Genomic DNA, 19,815 nt, shown 5'->3' with positions numbered 1-19,815 from the left:
TTTAGCAGACGTCAGCCCTATGACCGCAAGCCGCACCGCACATTTTCAAGGCCCGACCGGGCGCCCCGAAATCATGGTGATCCTGGGCAGCACCCTGACAGTCATCTCGATCCTGTGCATCGTCACTTTCCTGCTGATCCGCGAACACGCCAACGCCCAGCAGACCGCCACCCGCAGCGCGACCACCATTGCGCAACTGATCGATGCCGACGTCCTGCGTACGGTCGAGCTCTATGACTTGACCTTGCAGGGCCTGATTGCCGCCGCCCAACGGGACGACCTTAAACAGGTTGCACCGCAGATCCGTCATCTGGTGTTGTTCGACCGCTCCACCACCACACGCTACAAGGGTGACATCCTGCTGCTGGACAAGCACGGCGACGTGCTCGCCGACTCATCATTGATCGAACCGAAACCGGGCAACTTCGCTGATCGCGATTACTTCCTGGCCCATGCCTTCAATCGCGACACCGGCATGTTTATCAGCCGGCCGTTCAAGCCACGGTGCGACTGCAATGACAGCGACGAATGGCGCATCAGTTTCAGCCGGCGCATTTCATCGCCCACGGGTGAATTCCTGGGGGTCGCGGTGGCGTCGATGCGCATGAGCTATTTCGATCAGCTGTTCAGCAGCCTCGACATCGGCAACGGCAGTACGCTGGGCATCATCAACGACGACGGGATCCTCCTGGCACAGAAACCGTACCGGGAACCCAACACCATCGGTAAAAGCCTCTCCAGCCGCCCCAACGTCGCACGCATGCTGCGCGAGCGCAGTGGCACCTTTGAAAGCGTGTCGAGTGTCGACCATCAACGGCGCCTGTACACCTTTACCCGGGTCGGCAATCTGCCGCTGACCGTCATCGTGGCCCTTTCCATCGACGAAGTGTTCGCTGCCTGGAACCGCACGGCCTACGCGATCAGCGGTGCAACAGGGGTTTTGTGCATCGGCCTGTTGTGGCTGACCTGGCTGCTCTGCCGCGAGCTGCGACGGCGTCAAAATGCCGAGCAGGAATTGGCGCAACTGGCGGCCACCGATGCCTTGACGGGCGTGGCCAACCGTCGATCCCTTGACCAGACCCTGCGCCATGAATGGTTTCGCGCGCAGCGCAGCGGCAAGCCGTTGTCGTTGCTGATGATCGATGCCGATCACTTCAAGGCCTTCAATGACCGGCACGGGCATCAGGCCGGCGACGAAGCCTTGCGGGCGTTGGCCGAGGTCATCCGCGCCAATGTCCATCGCCCGGCGGATCTGGTGGCTCGTTATGGTGGCGAGGAGTTTTCAGTAGTCCTGGCTGAAACTGGCAGTGAAGGCGCGAAGCAAATCGCCGAACACATCCGCGAAGCGGTGCAGAAACTGCCACTAGTAGACCCTGGTGAGCCGCCGATGAGCGTGAGTATCGGTATTGCCACCTGGACGGTGGCCAGTGATATCAACCTGGAGCAATTGCTGTTCAGCGCCGACAAGGCGTTGTATCAGGCCAAGGAAGGGGGGCGTAACCGGGTGGTGTGCGCCGGCTGAATTCTATGCTGAATCGACTGGCCTCTTCGTCGGAACGCCGCCCGGAGCAAGCCCGCTCCCACAGGGAATCGCGGTCAACTGTGGGAGCGGGCTTGCTCGCGAAAGCGGCCTGTCAGGCAACACAAAATTCAGGGCATAAAAAAAGGCCACCAGAAGGCAGCCTTTAAAAAACTAGAGAGGTTTTTTGCTTACACCGCCGCAACCGGGCGCATGTAAGAGATTGGTGCGGTGCTGGCGTCTTCGAACGTCACGACTTCCCAGGCATCTGTCTGCTCAATCAACTTGCGCAGCAGCTGGTTGTTCAGTGCGTGGCCGGACTTGAAGCCCTTGAACTCACCAATCAGGCTATTGCCCAGCAGGTACAGGTCGCCAATTGCATCGAGGATCTTGTGCTTCACGAATTCGTCTTCATAGCGAAGGCCGTCTTCGTTCAGTACGCCATCGGCGTCGACCACGATTGCGTTTTCAACGCTGCCGCCGAGTGCGAGGTTGTGCTTGCGCAGGTACTCGATGTCACTCATGAAACCGAAAGTACGGGCGCGGCTGACTTCTTTTACGAACGAAGTGCTGGAAAAATCCACGCTTGCACTTTGGGTGCGGTCCCGGAAAACCGGGTGATCGAAATCGATCTCGAAGCTCACCTTGAACCCTTCGAAAGGGACGAAAGTGGCGCGCTTGTCGCCGTCTTCCACTGTCACTTCACGCAGGATGCGGATGAATTTCTTGGCGGCGTCCTGTTCTTCCAGGCCTGCCGATTGAATCAGGAATACGAAAGGTCCAGCGCTGCCATCCATGATCGGGACTTCGGACGCGGAGAGCTCGACGTAGGCGTTATCGATGCCCAGGCCAGCCATGGCCGAGAGCAAGTGCTCTACCGTGTCCACTTTGACGTCGCCATTGATCAGCGTGGTCGACATAGTGGTTTCACCGACGTTTTCCGCGCGGGCAGGAATCTGCACCACGGGGTCGAGGTCAGCGCGACAAAACACAATGCCAGTGTCGACAGGCGCAGGCTTGAGGGTCAGGTAGACCTTCTCCCCGGAGTGCAGGCCTACACCTGTGGCACGGATAATATTTTTCAGTGTGCGTTGTTTAATCATGGCTTGGGCCGCTTCAGCGCAAATTGCGAACTGGTATCAACAAAGGCTGGCGATGATAGCAGACCGAGCCTTTGCTGAACACCAATCACCTTCATAGCCCTGATACATTCCATCAATCGGCCTGACGACGCAGGAAAGCCGGGATGTCCAGGTAGTCCAGGTCATCTTGCGGATTCATCTTCGCGGCAGTCGCAGCACCGGCCTGGGCCTGGTTGCGCATGACGGTCGGACGGTCCAGGTCACGGTAGTTCACCGCTGGAGCTTCCTGACGAACAGGGGCCTGTTGTTGTGGCTGTGCAGCCATCGAAGTGTGAACGGTGTTGTCGATGACCTTCACAGGCTTCTCGATTTTAGCGCCCAGACCTGTGGCAACGACAGTCACGTGCAACTCGTCACGCATGTCCGGATCGATAACGGTACCGACCTTGACCATCGCGTGCTCGGAAGCGAAGGCTTCGATGATGCTACCCACGTCGGAGTACTCACCCAGGGACAGGTCAGGACCGGCGGTGATGTTCACCAGGATGCCGCGTGCGCCTTGCAGGTTCACGTCTTCGAGCAGCGGATTGCGGATGGCCGCTTCGGTCGCTTCACGTGCACGGTTCGGACCGCTGGCGCAGCCAGTGCCCATCATCGCCATGCCCATTTCGCTCATCACGGTACGCACGTCGGCGAAGTCGACGTTGATCATGCCCGGACGCTTGATGATGTCGGAGATACCGCGAACGGCACCGGCCAGCACATCGTCGGCCTTGGCGAAAGCCGACAGCAGGCTTGCGTCTTTACCGAGGATGGTCAGCAACTTCTCGTTGGGAATGGTGATCAACGAGTCGACGCTTTCCGACAGCAGGCGGATGCCTTCGTCGGCGATCTGCATGCGCTTGCGACCTTCGAACGGGAATGGACGGGTCACCACCGCAACGGTGAGGATCCCCATTTCCTTGGCCACTTCGGCGATGATCGGCGCAGCACCGGTACCGGTACCACCGCCCATGCCGGTTGTAATGAACACCATGTTGGTGCCCTGCAGGACTTCGGCAATGCGCTCACGGTCTTCGAGAGCGGCCTGACGACCTACTTCAGGGTTGGCACCGGCTCCCAGGCCTTTGGTCACGCCGGTACCCAGTTGCAGGATGGTCCGCGCGCCGATGGATTTCAGCGCCTGGGCATCAGTGTTGGCGCAGATGAACTCAACGCCTTCAATGTTGCTCTTGACCATGTGGTTGACAGCGTTGCCGCCGCCACCGCCGACACCGATAACTTTGATTACCGGGCTTGCGGGGATGTTGTCTACGAGTTCGAACATTTTCCCTCTCCTTTCAATTCTCTAGTTTTTTCGCCTACTGCGTGCTTCGGTGTAACGGTATTGCGGTAAATCTTCAGAAATTGCCCTGGACCCACTTCTTCAGGCGGTCCAGCAGCGGAGCCTGCGGCTCTTCGTTGCTGTAGCTGTCGCGGCTGCCGATGCCCGAGAACGAGATGCCGTCGGACTGCTTCTGCAGGCCATACATCAACAGGCCGACGCCGGTGGAATAGATCGGGTTGCGCACCACGTCATCCAGACCTTTGACGCCGTGAGGCACGCCCAGGCGCACCGGCATGTGGAAGATTTCCTCGGCCAGTTCAGTGGCGCCTTCCATCTTCGCGGTACCGCCGGTCAGCACGATGCCGGCCGGGATCAGGTCTTCGTAGCCGCTGCGGCGCAGTTCGGCCTGGATCAGCGTGAACAGTTCGTCGTAGCGTGGCTCGACCACTTCGGCCAGGGCCTGGCGGGACAGTTCGCGCGGCGGACGGTCGCCGACGCTTGGCACCTTGATGGTCTCACCGGCACCGGCCAGCTTGGCCAGGGCGCAGGCGTAGCGGATCTTGATTTCTTCGGCGTACTGGGTCGGAGTGCGCAACGCCATGGCGATGTCGTTGGTCACCTGGTCGCCGGCAATAGGGATCACCGCGGTGTGACGGATCGCGCCTTCGGTGAAGATCGCGATGTCGGTGGTGCCGCCACCGATGTCCACCAGGCACACGCCCAGCTCTTTCTCGTCATCGGTCAGTACCGAATAGGCCGAAGCCAGCTGTTCGAGAATGATGTCGTCGATTTCCAGACCGCAGCGACGCACGCATTTTTCAATGTTCTGTGCGGCGTTGACGGCGCAGGTGACCACGTGGACCTTGGCTTCCAGACGTACGCCGGACATGCCCAGAGGCTCGCGGACGCCTTCCTGGTTATCGATCACGTAATCCTGCGGCAGGGTGTGCAGCACGCGCTGGTCAGCCGGGATCGCCACGGCCTGGGCAGCGTCGAGCACGCGCTCAAGGTCGGCCGAGCTGACTTCGCGATCACGAATCGCCACGATGCCGTGGGAGTTCAGGCTGCGGATGTGATTGCCGGCCACGCCGACGAACGCCGAGTGGATGCGGCAACCAGCCATCAGCTGCGCTTCTTCGATGGCGCGCTGGATCGATTGCACGGTGGACTCGATGTTCACCACCACGCCTTTTTTCAGGCCACGGGACGGATGGGTACCGATCCCGACGATTTCCAGCGTGCCGTCGTCCGCGACCTCGCCCACCAGCGCCACCACCTTGGAGGTGCCGATATCGAGACCGACGATCATTTTGCCGCTTTGCACGTTTGCCATGGGTCCTGCCTCTTCTTAATTCTTCGCGACAGCGGGTTGGGCTGCCGTGGGCGCTACAGGTTCCCGCCAGCCAACAGCGAGGCCGTTGGCGTAGCGCAGATCGATGCGCGCAATGTTCGTAATCTGTTCTTTAAGCGTCTTGTCATAGATGGCGATGAAACGGCGCATCTTTTCCACCTGGTTGCCACGTCCCAGCAGCAGTTCGATCCCGGGACCCGCGCTGCCGGGGCCGGTGGTCAGGAACCAGCTGCCGCGATCACGCAGTTCCAGGCGTGCAATCGAGAAGCCCAGCGGCCTGAGCATCTGGCTCAGCACCTGGTATTGCTGCATTACCTGCTGCTGGGCCCGCAGTGGGCCGAACAGCTGTGGCAGGTGTTCATAGTTCGCCAACTCGCGCGGCGTGAAGGCCTGGCCCTGGTTGTTCAACAGCGACTCGTCGCCCCAACGGGCCACCGGCAGTTGTTCTTCCAGGCGGATCACCACTTGATCCGGCCATACCCTGCGCACTTCGGCGTGGGCAATCCATGGCATCGTTTCAAGTTCGGTGCGCATGCTCGCCAGGTCGATGGTGAAGAAGCTCGACGCCACGTAAGGGGCGATCCGTTGCTGCACCGCTTGCTGGCTGATGTAACTCAAGTCGCCCTGCACGTTGACCTTGGTGATCGGTCGGTCGGCATACGGCAACAGCCGTGTCGCGCCTTCGTAAGTACCGAACCCCAAGGCCACCAGCAGTACCGGCCAGAACAACGCTTTGAGAAAACCGAAGTTGGCTTTCGGCAGGCGCGCGGACATCGGCTCTTTGGCCACCATTCGGCTGGCACCCCGCGGTACCGGCTTGCGGCCGGTCGGTACGGTGGGCTGATGTCTGAGCTGAGCGCCTTGCATGGCCTTAACCTCTCATTGACTCTTGGTTACCGGCAGTCTTGCCGACAACGCTCTCGGCCAGAATGGCCAGGACCAGTTGCTGGAAATCCAGACCGGCGGCACGGGCCGCCATCGGCACCAGGCTGTGATCGGTCATGCCCGGTGCGGTGTTGACTTCCAGGAACCAGAACTGCCCGTCGGCGTCCTGCATCACGTCTGCCCTGCCCCAACCGGCGATACCCAGCGCTTCACAGGCTTTCGCCGTGAGGTCCATGAGTTCCTTTTCCTTGGCACTGTCCAGACCGCACGGAATGCGGTACTGGGTATCGTTGGCGATGTATTTGGCGTCGTAGTCGTAGAAGCTGTGCGTCGTGCCCAGGGCAATCGGTGGCAACACCTGGTCACGCAGGGTGGCGATGGTGAACTCCGGACCGTGAATCCATTGCTCGACCAACACTTGCGAATCGTAGGTACTGGCCGCTTTCCATGCGTCGATCAATTCGGACGCGGAACTCACTTTGGCCATCCCGATACTTGAACCTTCATGGGCCGGTTTGACGATCAAAGGGAAGCCCAGTTCCGTCGCCGCCGAAATACAATCGGCCTCGCTGCAAAGGACCGCGTGACGAGGGGTCGGAATGCCCAGGCTGTGCCAAACCTGCTTGGTGCGCAGCTTGTCCATGGCCAGGGCCGACGCCAGGATGCCGCTGCCGGTGTACGGAATGCCCAGGCATTCGAGCAGGCCCTGCATGCTGCCGTCTTCACCGCCACGACCGTGGAGGATGATGAAGGCGCGGTCGATCTTTTCGCTCTGCAGACGCTGCAGCAGGTCATCGCCCACGTCGAGGCCGAACGCGTCCACACCGGCGGTTTGCAGTGCGTCCAGAACAGCGTTGCCGGATTTCAGGGACACTTCGCGCTCGGCGCTCTTGCCGCCGAACAGCACAGCGACGCGGCCGAAGTCTTTCGGCGCGATCGTGGAGACCAGGTTGGCGTAGGCAGCACTCATTTCAACTTCCCCTTCTCCGGCGCGGCAACGGCACCGGCGAACAACTCACTTTTCAACAGTTTTGGTGCGAGACCGCCGATATCGCCGGCGCCCTGGCACAGCAGGATGTCGCCGGCACGCAACAGTGGCTTGACCACTGGCGCGAGGTCGACACCACGCTCGATGTAGATCGGGTCAAGCTGGCCACGCTGACGGATGCTGTTGCACAGCTTGCGGCTGTCGGCCCCCGGAATCGGCTCTTCGCCGGCCGGATAGACTTCCATCAGCAGCAGGACGTTGGCGTCGGCCAGTACATTGACGAAATCGTCGTACAAGTCACGGGTGCGGCTGTAACGGTGCGGCTGGTAGACCATCACCAGGCGGCGCTCCGGCCAGCCACCGCGTACGGCCTTGATCACGGCCGCGACTTCCGTCGGGTGGTGACCGTAGTCATCGACCAGCATCACATTGCCGCCCTCCACCGGCAGTTCGCCGTAGACCTGGAAGCGGCGGCCGACACCCTGGAACCCGGACAGGCCCTGGACGATGGCTTCATCGCTGACGCCTTCGTCGGTGGCGATGCAGATGGTCGCCAGTGCGTTCAATACGTTGTGGTTGCCCGGCATGTTGACCGAAACATCCAGCGGCTCGCGGTCAGGGCGCAGCACGGTGAAGAAGGTCTGCATGCCTTGCTGGCGCACGTTGATGGCGCGCACGTCACAGTCTTCGCCGAAACCATAGGTGACCGTCGGGCGTTTGACCTGCGGGAGGATTTCACGCACCACCGGATCGTCCAGGCACACCACCGCCAGACCGTAGAACGGCAGGTTGTGGAGGAATTCGACGAAGGTTTTCTTCAGTTTGTTGAAGTCACCGTCGTAGGTCGCCATGTGGTCGGCGTCGATGTTGGTGACCACGGCCACCAGCGGCTGCAGGTGCAGGAAGCTGGCGTCGCTTTCGTCGGCTTCGGCAATCAGGTAGCGGCTGGTGCCGAGCTGGGCATTGGTGCCCGCGGCGTTCAGGCGTCCACCGATCACGAATGTCGGGTCCAGGCCACCGGCGGCGAACACCGAAGCGATCAGGCTGGTGGTGGTGGTTTTACCGTGGGTACCGGCCACTGCGATGCCGTGGCGATAGCGCATCAGTTCGGCCAGCATTTCCGCACGCGGCACCACCGGGATACGGCGTTCCAGCGCGGTAGCGACTTCCGGGTTGGACGTGTTCACGGCGCTCGACACCACCAGCACGTCAGCGGCCGCGGCGTTCTCGGCGCGGTGGCCGATGAAGATCTGCGCACCGAAGGACTCCAGACGCTCGGTCACCGGCGATGCCTTCAGGTCAGAGCCGGACACGGCATAACCCAGGTTCAGCAGCACCTCGGCAATCCCGCACATGCCCACACCGCCGATACCGACGAAGTGGATGCGGCGGATGCGGCGCATTTCCGGTTGCGGCATGGCTTTCTGACTCTCAACCATGGGCCACCTCCAGGCAGCTATCGACCACGTTACGGGTGGCATCGGGTTTGGCCAGGCGGCGTGCCGCGGCGGCCATTTCGTTGAGTCGTTGTGGTTGCATCAGGACCTCTGTCAGGCGAGCGGCAAGATCCGCTGCGCCGGTCGTTCTTTGTGGCATCAGGAAGGCTGCGCCTTCACGGGCCAAATATTCGGCGTTGCGGGTCTGGTGATCGTCGATGGCGTGAGGCAAAGGCACCAGCATCGAGGGCAGACCGGCGGCGGCCAGTTCACTGATGGTCAGCGCGCCTGCGCGACATACCACCAGGTCGGCCCAGCTGTAGGCTTGGGCCATGTCTTTGATGAAGGGCTGCACCTGCGCCTCGACGCCAGCCGCGCGATAGCGCTCTGCAGTCACTTCATCGTGGTTTTTGCCGGCCTGATGGAACACTTCCGGACGCAAGTCGGCAGCGACTTGCGACAGGGCTTCAGGCAGCAATTTGTTCAACGGTTCTGCGCCCAGGCTTCCGCCCAGGATCAGCAAACGCGCCTTGCGACCGGCCAGGGCAGGTCGCGATGTTTCGAGGAACAGCTCGGTGCGCACCGGATTACCGGTGGTCCGGCGGCTGTCCGACAGGGTAAAGGTGTCGGGGAACGCTTCACAGACTCGGGCGGCCAACGGCACCAGCAACCGATTGGCGGTACCGGCCACGGCGTTCTGTTCGTGAACGATCACCGGCACACCGGCCAGTTTTGCCGCGACGCCGCCAGGACCGGTCACAAAGCCACCAAAACCCACGACACAGACCGGTTGCAGACGGCGAATGATCGCCCGCGCCTGCCAGACTGATTTGAGCAACATGAACGGTGCCTTGAGCAGGGACAATTTGCCCTTGCCCCGCAGACCGCTGGCATTGATCCGATGCAGTTCGATACCGGCCGCCGGCACCAGATCGTTCTCGATCCCACGCGGGGTGCCGAGCCAGTGCACGGTATAGCCGCGCGCCTGGAATTCGCGGGCACAGGCCAGCGCCGGGAACACGTGCCCACCGGTGCCGCCAGCCATGATCATGACGTTAGCGCCCATGGTTCGGCTCCTCGGCGAAGTCGCTCTCATGGAACTCCATCTCTTCACTGCCCAAGTGGGTTCGACTTTCCCACTCGATGCGCAGCAACAAGCCGAGACAGGCACAGCAGATCACCAACGAACTACCGCCATAACTGAGGAACGGCAGGGTCAAACCTTTGGTCGGCAGCAGACCGACATTCACGCCGATGTTGATCAGGAACTGGCCGATCCACAGGAACGACAGGCCGTATGCCACATAAGCTGCAAAAAACTGCTTGGCCTTTTCAGCCCACAAACCGATGTACATGCCACGAATACACACGAAGACGAACAGTGCCACGGTGCACAACGACCCCACTGCACCCAGCTCTTCGGCCAGGACCGAGAACACGAAGTCAGTGTGGGCTTCGGGCAGGTAGAACTGCTTCTGCACGCTGTTGCCCAGGCCGACGCCCAGCCATTCGCCGCGACCGAAAGCGATCAAGGCCTGGGACAGCTGATAGCCGGCGCCGAACTGGTCGGCCCACGGGTCGGCAAAGTTGGTCAGGCGCGCCATTCGATAGGGCTGCATTTGAATCAACAGCACCACCGCGCCGACGGCCAGGACCACCATCAGGGAAAAACGGAACAGCCCGACCCCGCCGAGGAACAGCATCGCCGCCGCAGCACCCATCATCACGACGGTGGCACCGAAGTCCGGTTCCATCAGCAGCAGGCCCGCCATCGGCAGCAGCACGATGAACGGCTTGAAGAAGCCCATCCAGCTTTCGCGCACTTCTTTCTGGCGACGCACCAGATAACCGGCGAGGTAGATCACCACGAACACCTTGGCGATCTCGGAAGGCTGGACGTTGAAGAAACTGAAGCCGATCCAGCGCATCGAGCCGTTAACCTCACGGCCGATCCCCGGAATGATCACCATCACCAGCAAGCCGAACGCCCCCAGCAGCATCAGCCAGCCCAGGCGTTGCCAGGTGGCAATCGGGATCATCATGGTGACGATGCAGGCACCCAGGCCCAGCACCACGTAAATAAGGTGGCGGATCATGTAGTACAGGGCGCTGCCCGACTGCACGGCCGCCACTTCGGTCGATGCCGAGGCGATCATGATCAGCCCCAGGCCGAGCAGCGTCAGGCAACCGGCGAGCATCGGGAAGTCGAGGTCGATACCGCGCCCGGTGATGAGCGGCGATGGATACGGCTTGATGATGCCTTTGAGGCTCATGCCAGATCCTCCACGGCTTGGACGAACTGGTGGCCACGGTCTTCGTAGTTCTTGAACATGTCGAAACTGGCGCAGGCTGGCGACAGCAACACCACATCGCCCGGCTGGGCTGCGGCGCGGCATTGCTCGATAGCTTCGATCAGGGTGCCGGCGCGGATCAGCGGTACGGCATCGCCGATGGCTTCGCCGATCTTGTCGGAGTCACGGCCCATCAGGACCACGGCACGGCAGTTGGCCGCCACCGGATCGCGCAGATCCTTGAACTCGGCACCCTTGCCGTCGCCACCGGCGATCAGCACGACCTTGCCGTCAATGTCCGCGCCCAGGCCTTCGATGGCCGCCAGCGCGGCACCGACGTTGGTGGCCTTGGAATCGTTGTAGTAGCCCACGCCGTCGAGGTCACGGACCCACTGGCAGCGGTGCTCGAGACCGGCGAAGGTGCGCAGGGCCGAGAGCATGGCGTCGAACGGCAGACCGACCGCATGACCCAGGGCCAGGGCGGCAAGGGCGTTGGACTGGTTGTGGACGCCGCGAATCTTCAATTCGCGCACCGGCATCAGGTTCTGGAATTCGAAGGCCAGGTATTTCTCGCCCTCTTCTTCACGGATGCCGAAGGCTTTGAAATCGGGTTTGCTCAGGCCGAAGGTCCAGCACGGCTGGCCCTCGCCCATCAACGGACGACTCAAAGCGTCCTGGCGATTGACCACGAACTGCCTGGCACCCCGGAAGATCCGGTGCTTGGCCAGGTGGTAGGCCGGCAGACCGCTGTAACGGTCCATGTGGTCTTCGCTGACGTTGAGCACGGTCGCCACTTCGGCGTTGAGCTGATCGGTGGTTTCCAGCTGGAAACTCGACAGCTCCATCACGTACAACTCGATGTCGTCGCTAAGCAAATCCAACGCCGGGATACCGAGATTGCCACCGACGGCAACACGTTTGCCGGCCGCAGCCGCCATCTCGCCGACCAGCGTGGTGACGGTGCTTTTCGCGTTGGAACCGCTGATGGCCACGATCGGCGCCTTCGCGTTACGCGCGAACAGCTCGATGTCGCCGGACAACTTCACGCCACGGGCGGCGGCAGCCTGCAGGGCCGGGGTCGCCAGCGCCAGGCCGGGGCTCACGTAGAGCTCGTCGGCACGGCACAGGAATTCGACGTCCAGCTCGCCACAACGCACTTCCACGTGGGGATAGTCACGCTTGAGCGTGGCCAGTTCCGGTGGATTTTCCCGCGTATCGGCCACGGCAAACGCCACGCCCCGGTTCGCCAGGAAGCGAACCAGGGACATGCCGCTCTTGCCGAGGCCGACAACGATGCGGAAGTGGTCAGAAGCGATCAGAGACACGTGTTTCTACCTCAGCTTCAGGGTGGCAAGGCCGACCAGCACGAGAATCACGGTGATGATCCAGAAACGGACGATCACGCGCGGCTCGGGCCAACCCTTGAGTTCAAAGTGGTGGTGAATGGGCGCCATGCGGAATACGCGGCGACCGGTCAGTTTAAAAGAGGCGACCTGAATGACGACTGACAGGGTTTCCATCACGAACACACCGCCCATGATGAAGAGGACGATTTCCTGACGGACGATCACCGCGATGGTGCCCAGGGCCGCGCCCAACGCCAGTGCGCCGACGTCCCCCATGAAGACTTGTGCCGGATAGGTGTTGAACCAGAGGAAGCCCAGGCCCGCTCCGATCAGTGCGCCACAGAACACGATCAACTCACCGGCGCCCGGTACGTAAGGAATCAGCAGGTATTCGGCGAATTTCACGTTACCCGACAGGTAGCAGAAAATGCCCAGGCCACCACCGACCATCACGGTCGGCATGATCGCCAGGCCGTCGAGGCCGTCGGTCAGGTTGACCGCGTTGCTCGAACCGACGATCACAAAGTAGGTCAGCACGATGAAACCGGCGCCCAGCGGAATGCTGTAGTCCTTGAGCATCGGCAGGATCAGGGTGGTTTCCACTGGCGTGGCGGCAGTCATATAAAGGAAGACCGCTGCCCCCAGACCGAACACCGATTGCCAGAAATATTTCCAGCGGCTCGGCAAGCCACGGGAGTTCTTCTCGATGACCTTGCGGTAGTCGTCGACCCAGCCGATGGCGCCGAACAGCAGGGTCACCAGCAACACGACCCAGACATAGCGGTTGCTCAGGTCAGCCCACAGCAGGGTGCTGACACCGATGGACGACAGAATCAGCGCGCCGCCCATGGTCGGTGTACCCGACTTGGACAGGTGCGACTGCGGGCCGTCGTTGCGAACGGATTGACCGATCTGACGGTTCTGCAACGTGCGGATCATCCATGGGCCATAGCACAGCGACAAGACCAGCGCGGTCAGTACACCGAGAATCCCGCGCAGGGTCAGGTACTGGAAGACCGCGAAGCCTTTGTAGAACTGTTGCAGATACTCCGCTAGCAGCAGCAGCATTAATGTTTCTCCAGACTGGACCCGCACAAGGCGGCAACGACGTTTTCCATCGCAGCGCTGCGCGACCCCTTGATCAAAATGGTGGTGTTTGTATCTTGCTCGGCGCCCAGGGCCTTGATCAGTTCAGCCTGCGTGCTGAAGTGAAAAGCCTGTGGACCGAATGCGTTCACGGCGTGAGCCATCATTGGCCCAACGGCGTACAGCGCAGAAACCTTGCCACGGGCGTACTCGCCCACGTCGCGGTGCCCCTGCTCCGCCCATTCGCCCAACTCGCCGATATCCCCGAGCACCAGGACGGTGCGACCGGAAAAGCCGGCCAGTATATCAACGGCAGCGCACATGGAGGTGGGGTTGGCGTTATAAGTGTCATCGATCACGCGCATGCCATTGCTGGCCAGTTGCGCGACGGTGCGGCCCTTGACCGGTTGCACCGCACCAAGGCCGGTGGCGATACCGAACAGCGACACGCCCAAGGCATGAGCAGCAGCGGCGGCAGCCATGGCATTGGCGACGTTATGGGTGCCAAGCAGGTTCAGTTGCACGCGCTCCACACCTTCAGGGCTGTGCAGGTTGAATGCCGGGCAGCCACGAGCATCGGTGGCCAGGTCACTGGCATGGAAATCGGCGCTGGAGTTGCTCAACGCAAACGTCAGCACTTTGCGGTCGCCGGCGCGGGCCTTCCAGATCCCGAATGCCTTGTCGTCGAGATTGAGAACGGCGACGCCATCGGCATCCAGCCCTTCGATAATCTCGCCCTTGGCTTCGACGATTTTTTCCGGACCGCCGAACTCGCCGACGTGGGCGGTCCCGGCATTGTTGAGAATGGCCACGTGCGGCCTGGTCAGGCCGACGGTGTAGGCAATTTCGCCCAGGCGCGAAGCACCCAACTCGATCACGGCAGCGGTGTGCTCCGGCGCCAGTTCGAGCAAGGTAAGCGGTACGCCGAGGTCGTTGTTCAGGTTGCCACGCGTGGCCAGCACCGCGCCGCGCGTGCGCAGGATGCTCGCAAGCATCTCCTTGACCGTGGTCTTGCCGCTGGAACCGGTGACGGCCGCGACCGGATGGGTGTAGGCGGCGCGATTCAGCGCACCCAATTGACCCAACGCCTGGCGGGTGTCGCTGACCAGCAACTGCGGCAGCGTGCTGTCGGCCACTTCACGTTCGACCAGCGCAGCCACGGCGCCCTTGGCGGCGACATCATTGAGATAGTCATGACCGTCAAAACGCGGACCGGTCAGGGCAATAAACAGTTGGCCCGGCTTGATCGCGCGGCTGTCAATGCTGACGCCGTCGAAGCTGGCATCGGCGGACACCAGGCGAGCATTCAGCGCAGCGGTCAGTTCACTCAGCTTCAAGGCCTTAAGCATGGGCCACCTCCCACGCGGTCAAGGCGTGATCGGCCTCGACCAGATCGGAAAAGGCATGACGCTCGCCGTTGATTTCCTGATAGTCCTCGTGACCTTTACCGGCCAGGACAATCACGTCATCCGCCGAGGCACTGGCGATCAGCCGGGCAATCGCCTGACCACGACCGGCAACGAACTCCACTTTATCCGCAGCCGTGAAACCGGCGCGGATGTCATCGAAAATCACCGATGGATCTTCAGTGCGCGGATTGTCATCGGTCACCAGCACGCCATCGGCCAGGCGCTCAACCACTTCGGCCATCAACGGACGCTTGCCGCGATCGCGGTCGCCGCCACAGCCGAACAGGCACAGCAACCGGCCCTTGGCGTGTGGACGCAGGGCCAGCAATACTTTTTCCAGGGCATCCGGAGTGTGGGCGTAATCGACCACCACCAGCGGCTGCGAGCCACCGCCCAGACGCTGCATGCGACCGGCAGGGCCTTCAAGCTTCGGCAGGACCGTGAGGATTTCGTCCAGGGCGTAATCCAGACCGAGCAACGCACCGACCGCGGCCAGGACATTGCTCAGGTTGAAGCGACCGAGCAAGGTGCTGCGCAAGTGGTGCTCGCCCTGTGGCGTGACCAGCGTGGCGCGCACGCCTTCGTCGTCGAATTGCGCCTGACGGCAATACAGGTAGGCACTGGAATCTTCCAGGCTGTAGGTGATCACCCGCGACTCGCGCTTGTCGGCGGCCAGTTGCCGGCCGAACTCGTCGTCGAGGTTGACCACGCGGCATTTCAAGTCATTCCAGTCAAATAGCCGGGCCTTGGCTTCGCCATAAGCCTGCATGGTGCCGTGATAATCCAGGTGATCGCGAGACAAGTTGGTCATCACAGCCACATCGAACGCCAGTGCAGTCACACGGCCCTGGTCCAGGCCATGGGAAGAAACCTCCATCGCCACGGCTTTGGCGCCGGCCTTTTTCAGGTCCGCCAGGGTCGCTTGCACAGCAATCGGGTTTGGCGTGGTGTGCAGGCCGCTTTCCAGCGCGCCGTAGAAACCCGAACCGAGCGTGCCGACCAGGCCGCAGTGCTGACCGAGCAGATCCAGCGCCTGGGCAACCAATTGCGTCACGCTGGTCTTGCCGTTGGTGCCGGTCACGCCCACCAGGTTCAGGTGATGGCTCGGCTCGCCATAAAAGCGCCCGGCGATGTCCGACAGCTGAGCCGCCAGACCTTTGACCGGAATCAGTGGCACTTCAGTGATCGGCAGGACCGTGGCGCCTTCTACTTCATAGGCCACCGCGGCTGCACCGCGCTGCAAGGCGTCGGCAATATGCGCGCGCCCATCGAACTTCCCGCCTGGCACGGCGAGGAACAGATCGCCCGCGCGCACATTGCGGCTGTCCAGGGCGAGTTCGCGAATCAGCAAATCGTGGCCGGCATGAGGGAAAATCTTGTTCAGGCTCAGAGACATCAGCCGCGCCCTCCATTGGCTTTCAGCGGAACGACCGGTGTTGCGTTCGCTTGTTGAGTTGGTGGCAGGTTGTCCGGCGTGATGTTCATCAGGCGCAGGGTGCCCGACATCACGCGACTGAACACCGGCGCGGAAACCAGGCCACCGAAGTAACCGGCCTTGGTCGGCTCGTCGATTACGACCACTATGGCGTAACGCGGATCGCTCATCGGGCCGAAGCCGGCGAACAGCGAACGGTAGGAGTTCTCGGCGTAACCCTTGGTGCCGACCGAGGTTTTGCGTGCAGTACCCGACTTGCCGCCCACGTGATACGCCGGTACCTGCGCACGGAACACACCGCGCGGGGCTTCGATCACTTGTTGCAGCATGCCTTGCATGGTTTTCGCGACCGCCTCCGGCAACACCTGGGTGGTTTGCGGCGCCTTGTCGGTCTTGATCAGGGTCAGCGGTGCGAGGCGACCATTGTTGGCCAGGGCCGAGAAGGCATGGACCAGCTGGATCGCTGTCACGGAAACACCGTAGCCATAGGACAGCGTCGCGGTCTCGGCCTTACGCCACTCGCGGTAGTTCGGCAGGTTGCCGACACGCTCACCCGGGAAGCCCAGGCCGGTGTCCTGGCCGAGCCCGACTTTCTGCGCCAGACGGAAAATGGTTTCGCCGCCGATATCGAACGCGACCTTGCTCATGCCGACGTTACTGGAATTGATCAGAATGCCGGTCAGGTCGAGCACCGGGCCTTCGGTCTTGGATACGTCCTTGATGGTGTACTTGCCAATCTGCAGGGAGCCCGGATACACCTCGACGGTGTCGCTCGGCTTCCAGCGGCCGGTTTCGATGGCAGCGCTCATCGAGATCGCTTTCATGGTCGAGCCTGGCTCGAACACGTCGATCATGGCGCGGTTACGCATCATCGCCGGCTGCAGGTTGCGGCGATTGTTCGGGTTGTAGGTCGGCTGGTTGACCATCGCGAGAATCTCGCCGGTCTTCACGTCCATGATCACCAGGCTGCCGGCCTTGGCGCCGTTCTCGATGATCGCGTTACGCAACTCGCGGTTGGCCAGGTATTGCAGGCGCAGGTCAATGGACAACGCCAAGGGCTTTCCGGCCTTGGCGTTTTTGGTGACCTGGACATCCTTGATCAACCGGCCGCGCCGGTCCTTGATGACTTGTCGTTTACCCGGCACCCCGGCCAGCCATTCGTCATAGGCCAGTTCGATACCTTCCTTTCCATGGTCATCGATGTCGGTAAAACCGACCATATGCGCGGTCACTTCACCGGCCGGATAGAAACGGCGGAACTCTTCGATGCCATAGACGCCTGGCACTTTCAGATCGAGCACGGCCTGGCCCTGCTCAGGCGTCAGCCCGCGCACCAGGTAAATGAATTCTTTATTGGCTTGCGCTTCAAGGCGCTCGGCCAAGGCTTTAGGGTCTTGCCCCAGCGCAGCGGCCAATGCTGGCCACTTCTCTTTGGCCGTTTGCATCTCCTTGGCATTGGCCCAAAGGGTGGTGACAGGAGTACTCACGGCCAATGGCTCGCCGTTACGGTCGGTGATCAGACCACGGTGAGCCGGAATCGGAATATGACGAACACTGCGGGCATCGCCCTGACCTTTAAGGAAGGCACGGTCGACCACTTGCAAATCGATGATGCGCCAGGCAATCGCGGCCACCATTATCCCTAGCAAACCCAGCACCACGCGGAACCGCCAAGGAAAGAGTGCACCTTCGAGTTTCATCATGGCGCCACCATCTTCACGTCAGCGGCACCGGGGATGTGCATTTTCAATTGTTCGGTGGCCAGCACTTCGATACGGCTGTGGGCGGTCCAGGTGCTCTGCTCCAGAATCAACCGGCCCCACTCCGCCTGCGCCTTGTCGCGCACGCTCAGTTCGTTGTACAGCGAATTCAATAGCTGACGGTTCCAGTGCGCGCTGTAGGACACGCCGATGGCCGACACGAGCACGCCGACAAACAGCAGCAGCATGAAGAAGCTTCCGCCGGGCAATGGCTTGGCGAAAAGCTTGCTCACCGCAGCTTCTCCGCCACACGCATGACAGCGCTACGGGAACGTGGGTTGGCTTTGAGTTCGGCGTCGGAGGCCGTCTGCGCTTTGCCATGGACTTTGATTTTCGGTTCGAAGGCGACATGCCGAACCGGCAGGTTACGCGGCAGGTTGTCGGCTTCGCCTTTGACCAGCTTGCGCATGAACAGTTTGACGATACGGTCTTCAAGGGAGTGGAAGCTGATCACCACCAGGCGACCACCCACTTCCAGGCATTCCAGAGCGGCTTCGAGGCCGGTTTCCAGATCACCCAGTTCGTTGTTGACGTGAATACGCAATCCCTGGAACGCGCGGGTTGCAGGGTTCTTGCCCTTTTCCCACGCCGGGTTGGCGACCTTCAGGACTTCTGCCAGGTCACCGGTACGCTCGAATGGCCTGATGTCGCGGCGCTCGGCCACGGCACGGGCCATGCGACCGGAGAAACGCTCTTCGCCGTATTCCTTGAACACCCGGGCGATTTCCTCCACGGGCGCGGTGTTGACGAATTCGGCGGCGCTGATGCCACGGGACGGATCCATGCGCATGTCCAGCGGGCCGTCATTGAGGAAGCTGAAGCCGCGTTCAGGATCATCGAGCTGTGGCGAAGACACCCCCAGATCCAGCAGCACGCCGCTGACCTTGCCGGCCAGACCGCGTTCGGCGACTTCCGAACCGAGCTCGGCAAAGCTGCGCTGCACAACGACAAAGCGGCCGTCTTCGGCCGCTAGCGCTTGCCCGGTGGCAATCGCTTGTGGATCTTTATCGAATCCGAGCAACCGACCATCGGGTCCGAGCTGGCTGAGGATCAACCGGCTGTGTCCGCCGCGCCCGAACGTACCGTCCAGATAGCAGCCATCAGGACGTACGGCGAGAGCCTCGACGGCTTCGTCAAGCAGTACGGTGATGTGGTTAAAGCCGCTATCAATAGTCACAGGATCAAATCACGCAGTTCATCAGGCATCGCGCCCGGTTGTTGAATGGCAGCCAGGTCAGCGGCAGAAACCGCGTTCCAGGCATCCTCGTCCCACAATTGGAACTTGTTCAGTTGGCCTACCAACATCGCGCGCTTATCCAACTTGGCATATTCACGAAGACGCGGTGGAACCAGAAAACGACCACTGCCATCGAGCTCGAGGTCGACGGCATTACCAATCAGTAAACGTTGCAGGCGACGGTTCTCTTCGCGAAGCGAAGGCAATGCGCGCAGTTTGGTTTCAATAATTTCCCACTCATCGAGGGGGTAAACACACAAACAAGGATCAACGGCATCAATTGTCACGATCAATTGACCGGAGCTACGCGAATCGAGCTCGTCACGGTACCGGCTCGGCATAGCGAGACGGCCCTTTGCATCGAGACTGATAGCGTTGGCTCCGCGAAACACGTCAGCGTTTCTCCAAATTCTAGCGTTTTGAGTTCAAAAAACCCACTTCATGCCACTTTCCGCCACTTGCGCACACTATAGGAATGCGCCCACCACACCGTCAAGGCGCGGAGTAAAGGAAAACCCTTACAGAACTGAGATTTAGGAGCATTAACGGAGAGGTAACGAGAATCCGGCAGATGAAACTGACCAATAACTTGAATCAGCACAGAAGGCTGCGTTCGAAAGTTAAAGTAATTTATTAAGAGTAAGATTTTTTTGGTATTACAAA

General features: G+C 61.2%; 17 protein-coding genes. 1 reads left to right on the top strand and 16 read right to left on the bottom strand.

Annotated features, from left to right (window positions below; translation table 11 throughout):
- Window positions 1-19 precede the first annotated feature (19 nt).
- A complete protein-coding gene (locus ACM6G4_RS21415) occupies window positions 20-1,522 on the top strand; it encodes a diguanylate cyclase (protein ID WP_414914571.1) in 1,503 nt (500 codons plus the stop codon).
- Window positions 1,523-1,710: 188 nt separating this feature from the next.
- On the opposite strand, the gene lpxC is transcribed toward ACM6G4_RS21415, so the two are convergent.
- The 16 genes from lpxC to mraZ form a co-directional block, all read right to left on the bottom strand.
- Window positions 1,711-2,622, bottom strand: a complete 912-nt coding sequence (gene lpxC, locus ACM6G4_RS21410) for a UDP-3-O-acyl-N-acetylglucosamine deacetylase (protein WP_007916984.1) — start codon at window positions 2,620-2,622, stop codon at window positions 1,711-1,713.
- Window positions 2,623-2,734: 112 nt separating this feature from the next.
- Complete coding sequence (gene ftsZ, locus ACM6G4_RS21405; RefSeq protein WP_046041931.1) at window positions 2,735-3,928, bottom strand: cell division protein FtsZ; 1,194 nt, start codon at window positions 3,926-3,928, stop codon at window positions 2,735-2,737.
- Between the two features lie 73 nt (window positions 3,929-4,001).
- The gene (gene ftsA, locus ACM6G4_RS21400; RefSeq protein WP_007972611.1) at window positions 4,002-5,261 is read right to left on the bottom strand and encodes a cell division protein FtsA; all 1,260 of its coding nucleotides are present in this window, start codon (window positions 5,259-5,261) and stop codon (window positions 4,002-4,004) included.
- A gap of 15 nt (window positions 5,262-5,276) precedes the next feature.
- On the bottom strand, window positions 5,277-6,146 hold the full coding sequence (locus ACM6G4_RS21395) for a cell division protein FtsQ/DivIB (protein WP_056726216.1): 870 nt from the start codon (window positions 6,144-6,146) through the stop codon (window positions 5,277-5,279).
- Window positions 6,147-6,150: 4 nt separating this feature from the next.
- Complete coding sequence (locus tag ACM6G4_RS21390; protein ID WP_056726217.1) at window positions 6,151-7,134, bottom strand: D-alanine--D-alanine ligase; 984 nt, start codon at window positions 7,132-7,134, stop codon at window positions 6,151-6,153.
- Entirely contained in the window at window positions 7,131-8,591 is a 1,461-nt protein-coding gene (gene murC, locus ACM6G4_RS21385) for a UDP-N-acetylmuramate--L-alanine ligase (protein ID WP_056726218.1), read from the bottom strand. Before murC ends, ACM6G4_RS21390 begins: the two co-directional genes overlap by 4 nt.
- Window positions 8,584-9,654 carry an undecaprenyldiphospho-muramoylpentapeptide beta-N-acetylglucosaminyltransferase gene (murG, locus tag ACM6G4_RS21380; protein ID WP_056726219.1) on the bottom strand — a complete coding sequence of 357 codons (1,071 nt, stop codon included), beginning with the start codon at window positions 9,652-9,654 and terminating at the stop codon, window positions 8,584-8,586. Before murG ends, murC begins: the two co-directional genes overlap by 8 nt.
- Window positions 9,644-10,861 carry a putative lipid II flippase FtsW gene (ftsW, locus tag ACM6G4_RS21375; protein ID WP_056726220.1) on the bottom strand — a complete coding sequence of 406 codons (1,218 nt, stop codon included), beginning with the start codon at window positions 10,859-10,861 and terminating at the stop codon, window positions 9,644-9,646. The genes murG and ftsW overlap by 11 nt, the downstream gene beginning before the upstream one ends.
- Complete coding sequence (gene murD, locus ACM6G4_RS21370; protein ID WP_414914570.1) at window positions 10,858-12,204, bottom strand: UDP-N-acetylmuramoyl-L-alanine--D-glutamate ligase; 1,347 nt, start codon at window positions 12,202-12,204, stop codon at window positions 10,858-10,860. Before murD ends, ftsW begins: the two co-directional genes overlap by 4 nt.
- A gap of 6 nt (window positions 12,205-12,210) precedes the next feature.
- Window positions 12,211-13,293 (bottom strand): phospho-N-acetylmuramoyl-pentapeptide-transferase, encoded by a 1,083-nt coding sequence (gene mraY, locus ACM6G4_RS21365; RefSeq protein WP_008045924.1) that lies wholly within the window; start codon window positions 13,291-13,293, stop codon window positions 12,211-12,213.
- Window positions 13,293-14,660, bottom strand: coding sequence for a UDP-N-acetylmuramoyl-tripeptide--D-alanyl-D-alanine ligase (locus ACM6G4_RS21360; RefSeq protein ID WP_056726222.1), 1,368 nt, complete (start codon window positions 14,658-14,660; stop codon window positions 13,293-13,295). Before ACM6G4_RS21360 ends, mraY begins: the two co-directional genes overlap by 1 nt.
- A complete protein-coding gene (locus ACM6G4_RS21355) occupies window positions 14,653-16,116 on the bottom strand; it encodes a UDP-N-acetylmuramoyl-L-alanyl-D-glutamate--2,6-diaminopimelate ligase (RefSeq protein ID WP_056726223.1) in 1,464 nt (487 codons plus the stop codon). Before ACM6G4_RS21355 ends, ACM6G4_RS21360 begins: the two co-directional genes overlap by 8 nt.
- Window positions 16,116-17,855 (bottom strand): peptidoglycan D,D-transpeptidase FtsI family protein, encoded by a 1,740-nt coding sequence (locus tag ACM6G4_RS21350; protein WP_173900782.1) that lies wholly within the window; start codon window positions 17,853-17,855, stop codon window positions 16,116-16,118. Before ACM6G4_RS21350 ends, ACM6G4_RS21355 begins: the two co-directional genes overlap by 1 nt.
- A complete protein-coding gene (gene ftsL, locus ACM6G4_RS21345) occupies window positions 17,855-18,148 on the bottom strand; it encodes a cell division protein FtsL (protein ID WP_007998257.1) in 294 nt (97 codons plus the stop codon). The genes ACM6G4_RS21350 and ftsL overlap by 1 nt, the downstream gene beginning before the upstream one ends.
- Window positions 18,145-19,092 carry a 16S rRNA (cytosine(1402)-N(4))-methyltransferase RsmH gene (gene rsmH / locus ACM6G4_RS21340; RefSeq protein ID WP_056726226.1) on the bottom strand — a complete coding sequence of 316 codons (948 nt, stop codon included), beginning with the start codon at window positions 19,090-19,092 and terminating at the stop codon, window positions 18,145-18,147. The genes ftsL and rsmH overlap by 4 nt, the downstream gene beginning before the upstream one ends.
- Window positions 19,089-19,544, bottom strand: coding sequence for a division/cell wall cluster transcriptional repressor MraZ (gene mraZ, locus ACM6G4_RS21335; protein WP_007917012.1), 456 nt, complete (start codon window positions 19,542-19,544; stop codon window positions 19,089-19,091). The genes rsmH and mraZ overlap by 4 nt, the downstream gene beginning before the upstream one ends.
- Window positions 19,545-19,815: the final 271 nt, after the last annotated feature.

This window comes from Pseudomonas sp. IT-P258, from assembly GCF_949767825.1.
GTDB classification, from domain to species: domain Bacteria; phylum Pseudomonadota; class Gammaproteobacteria; order Pseudomonadales; family Pseudomonadaceae; genus Aquipseudomonas; species Aquipseudomonas monachiensis.
This window is presented reverse-complemented; position numbering and strand designations above follow the sequence as displayed.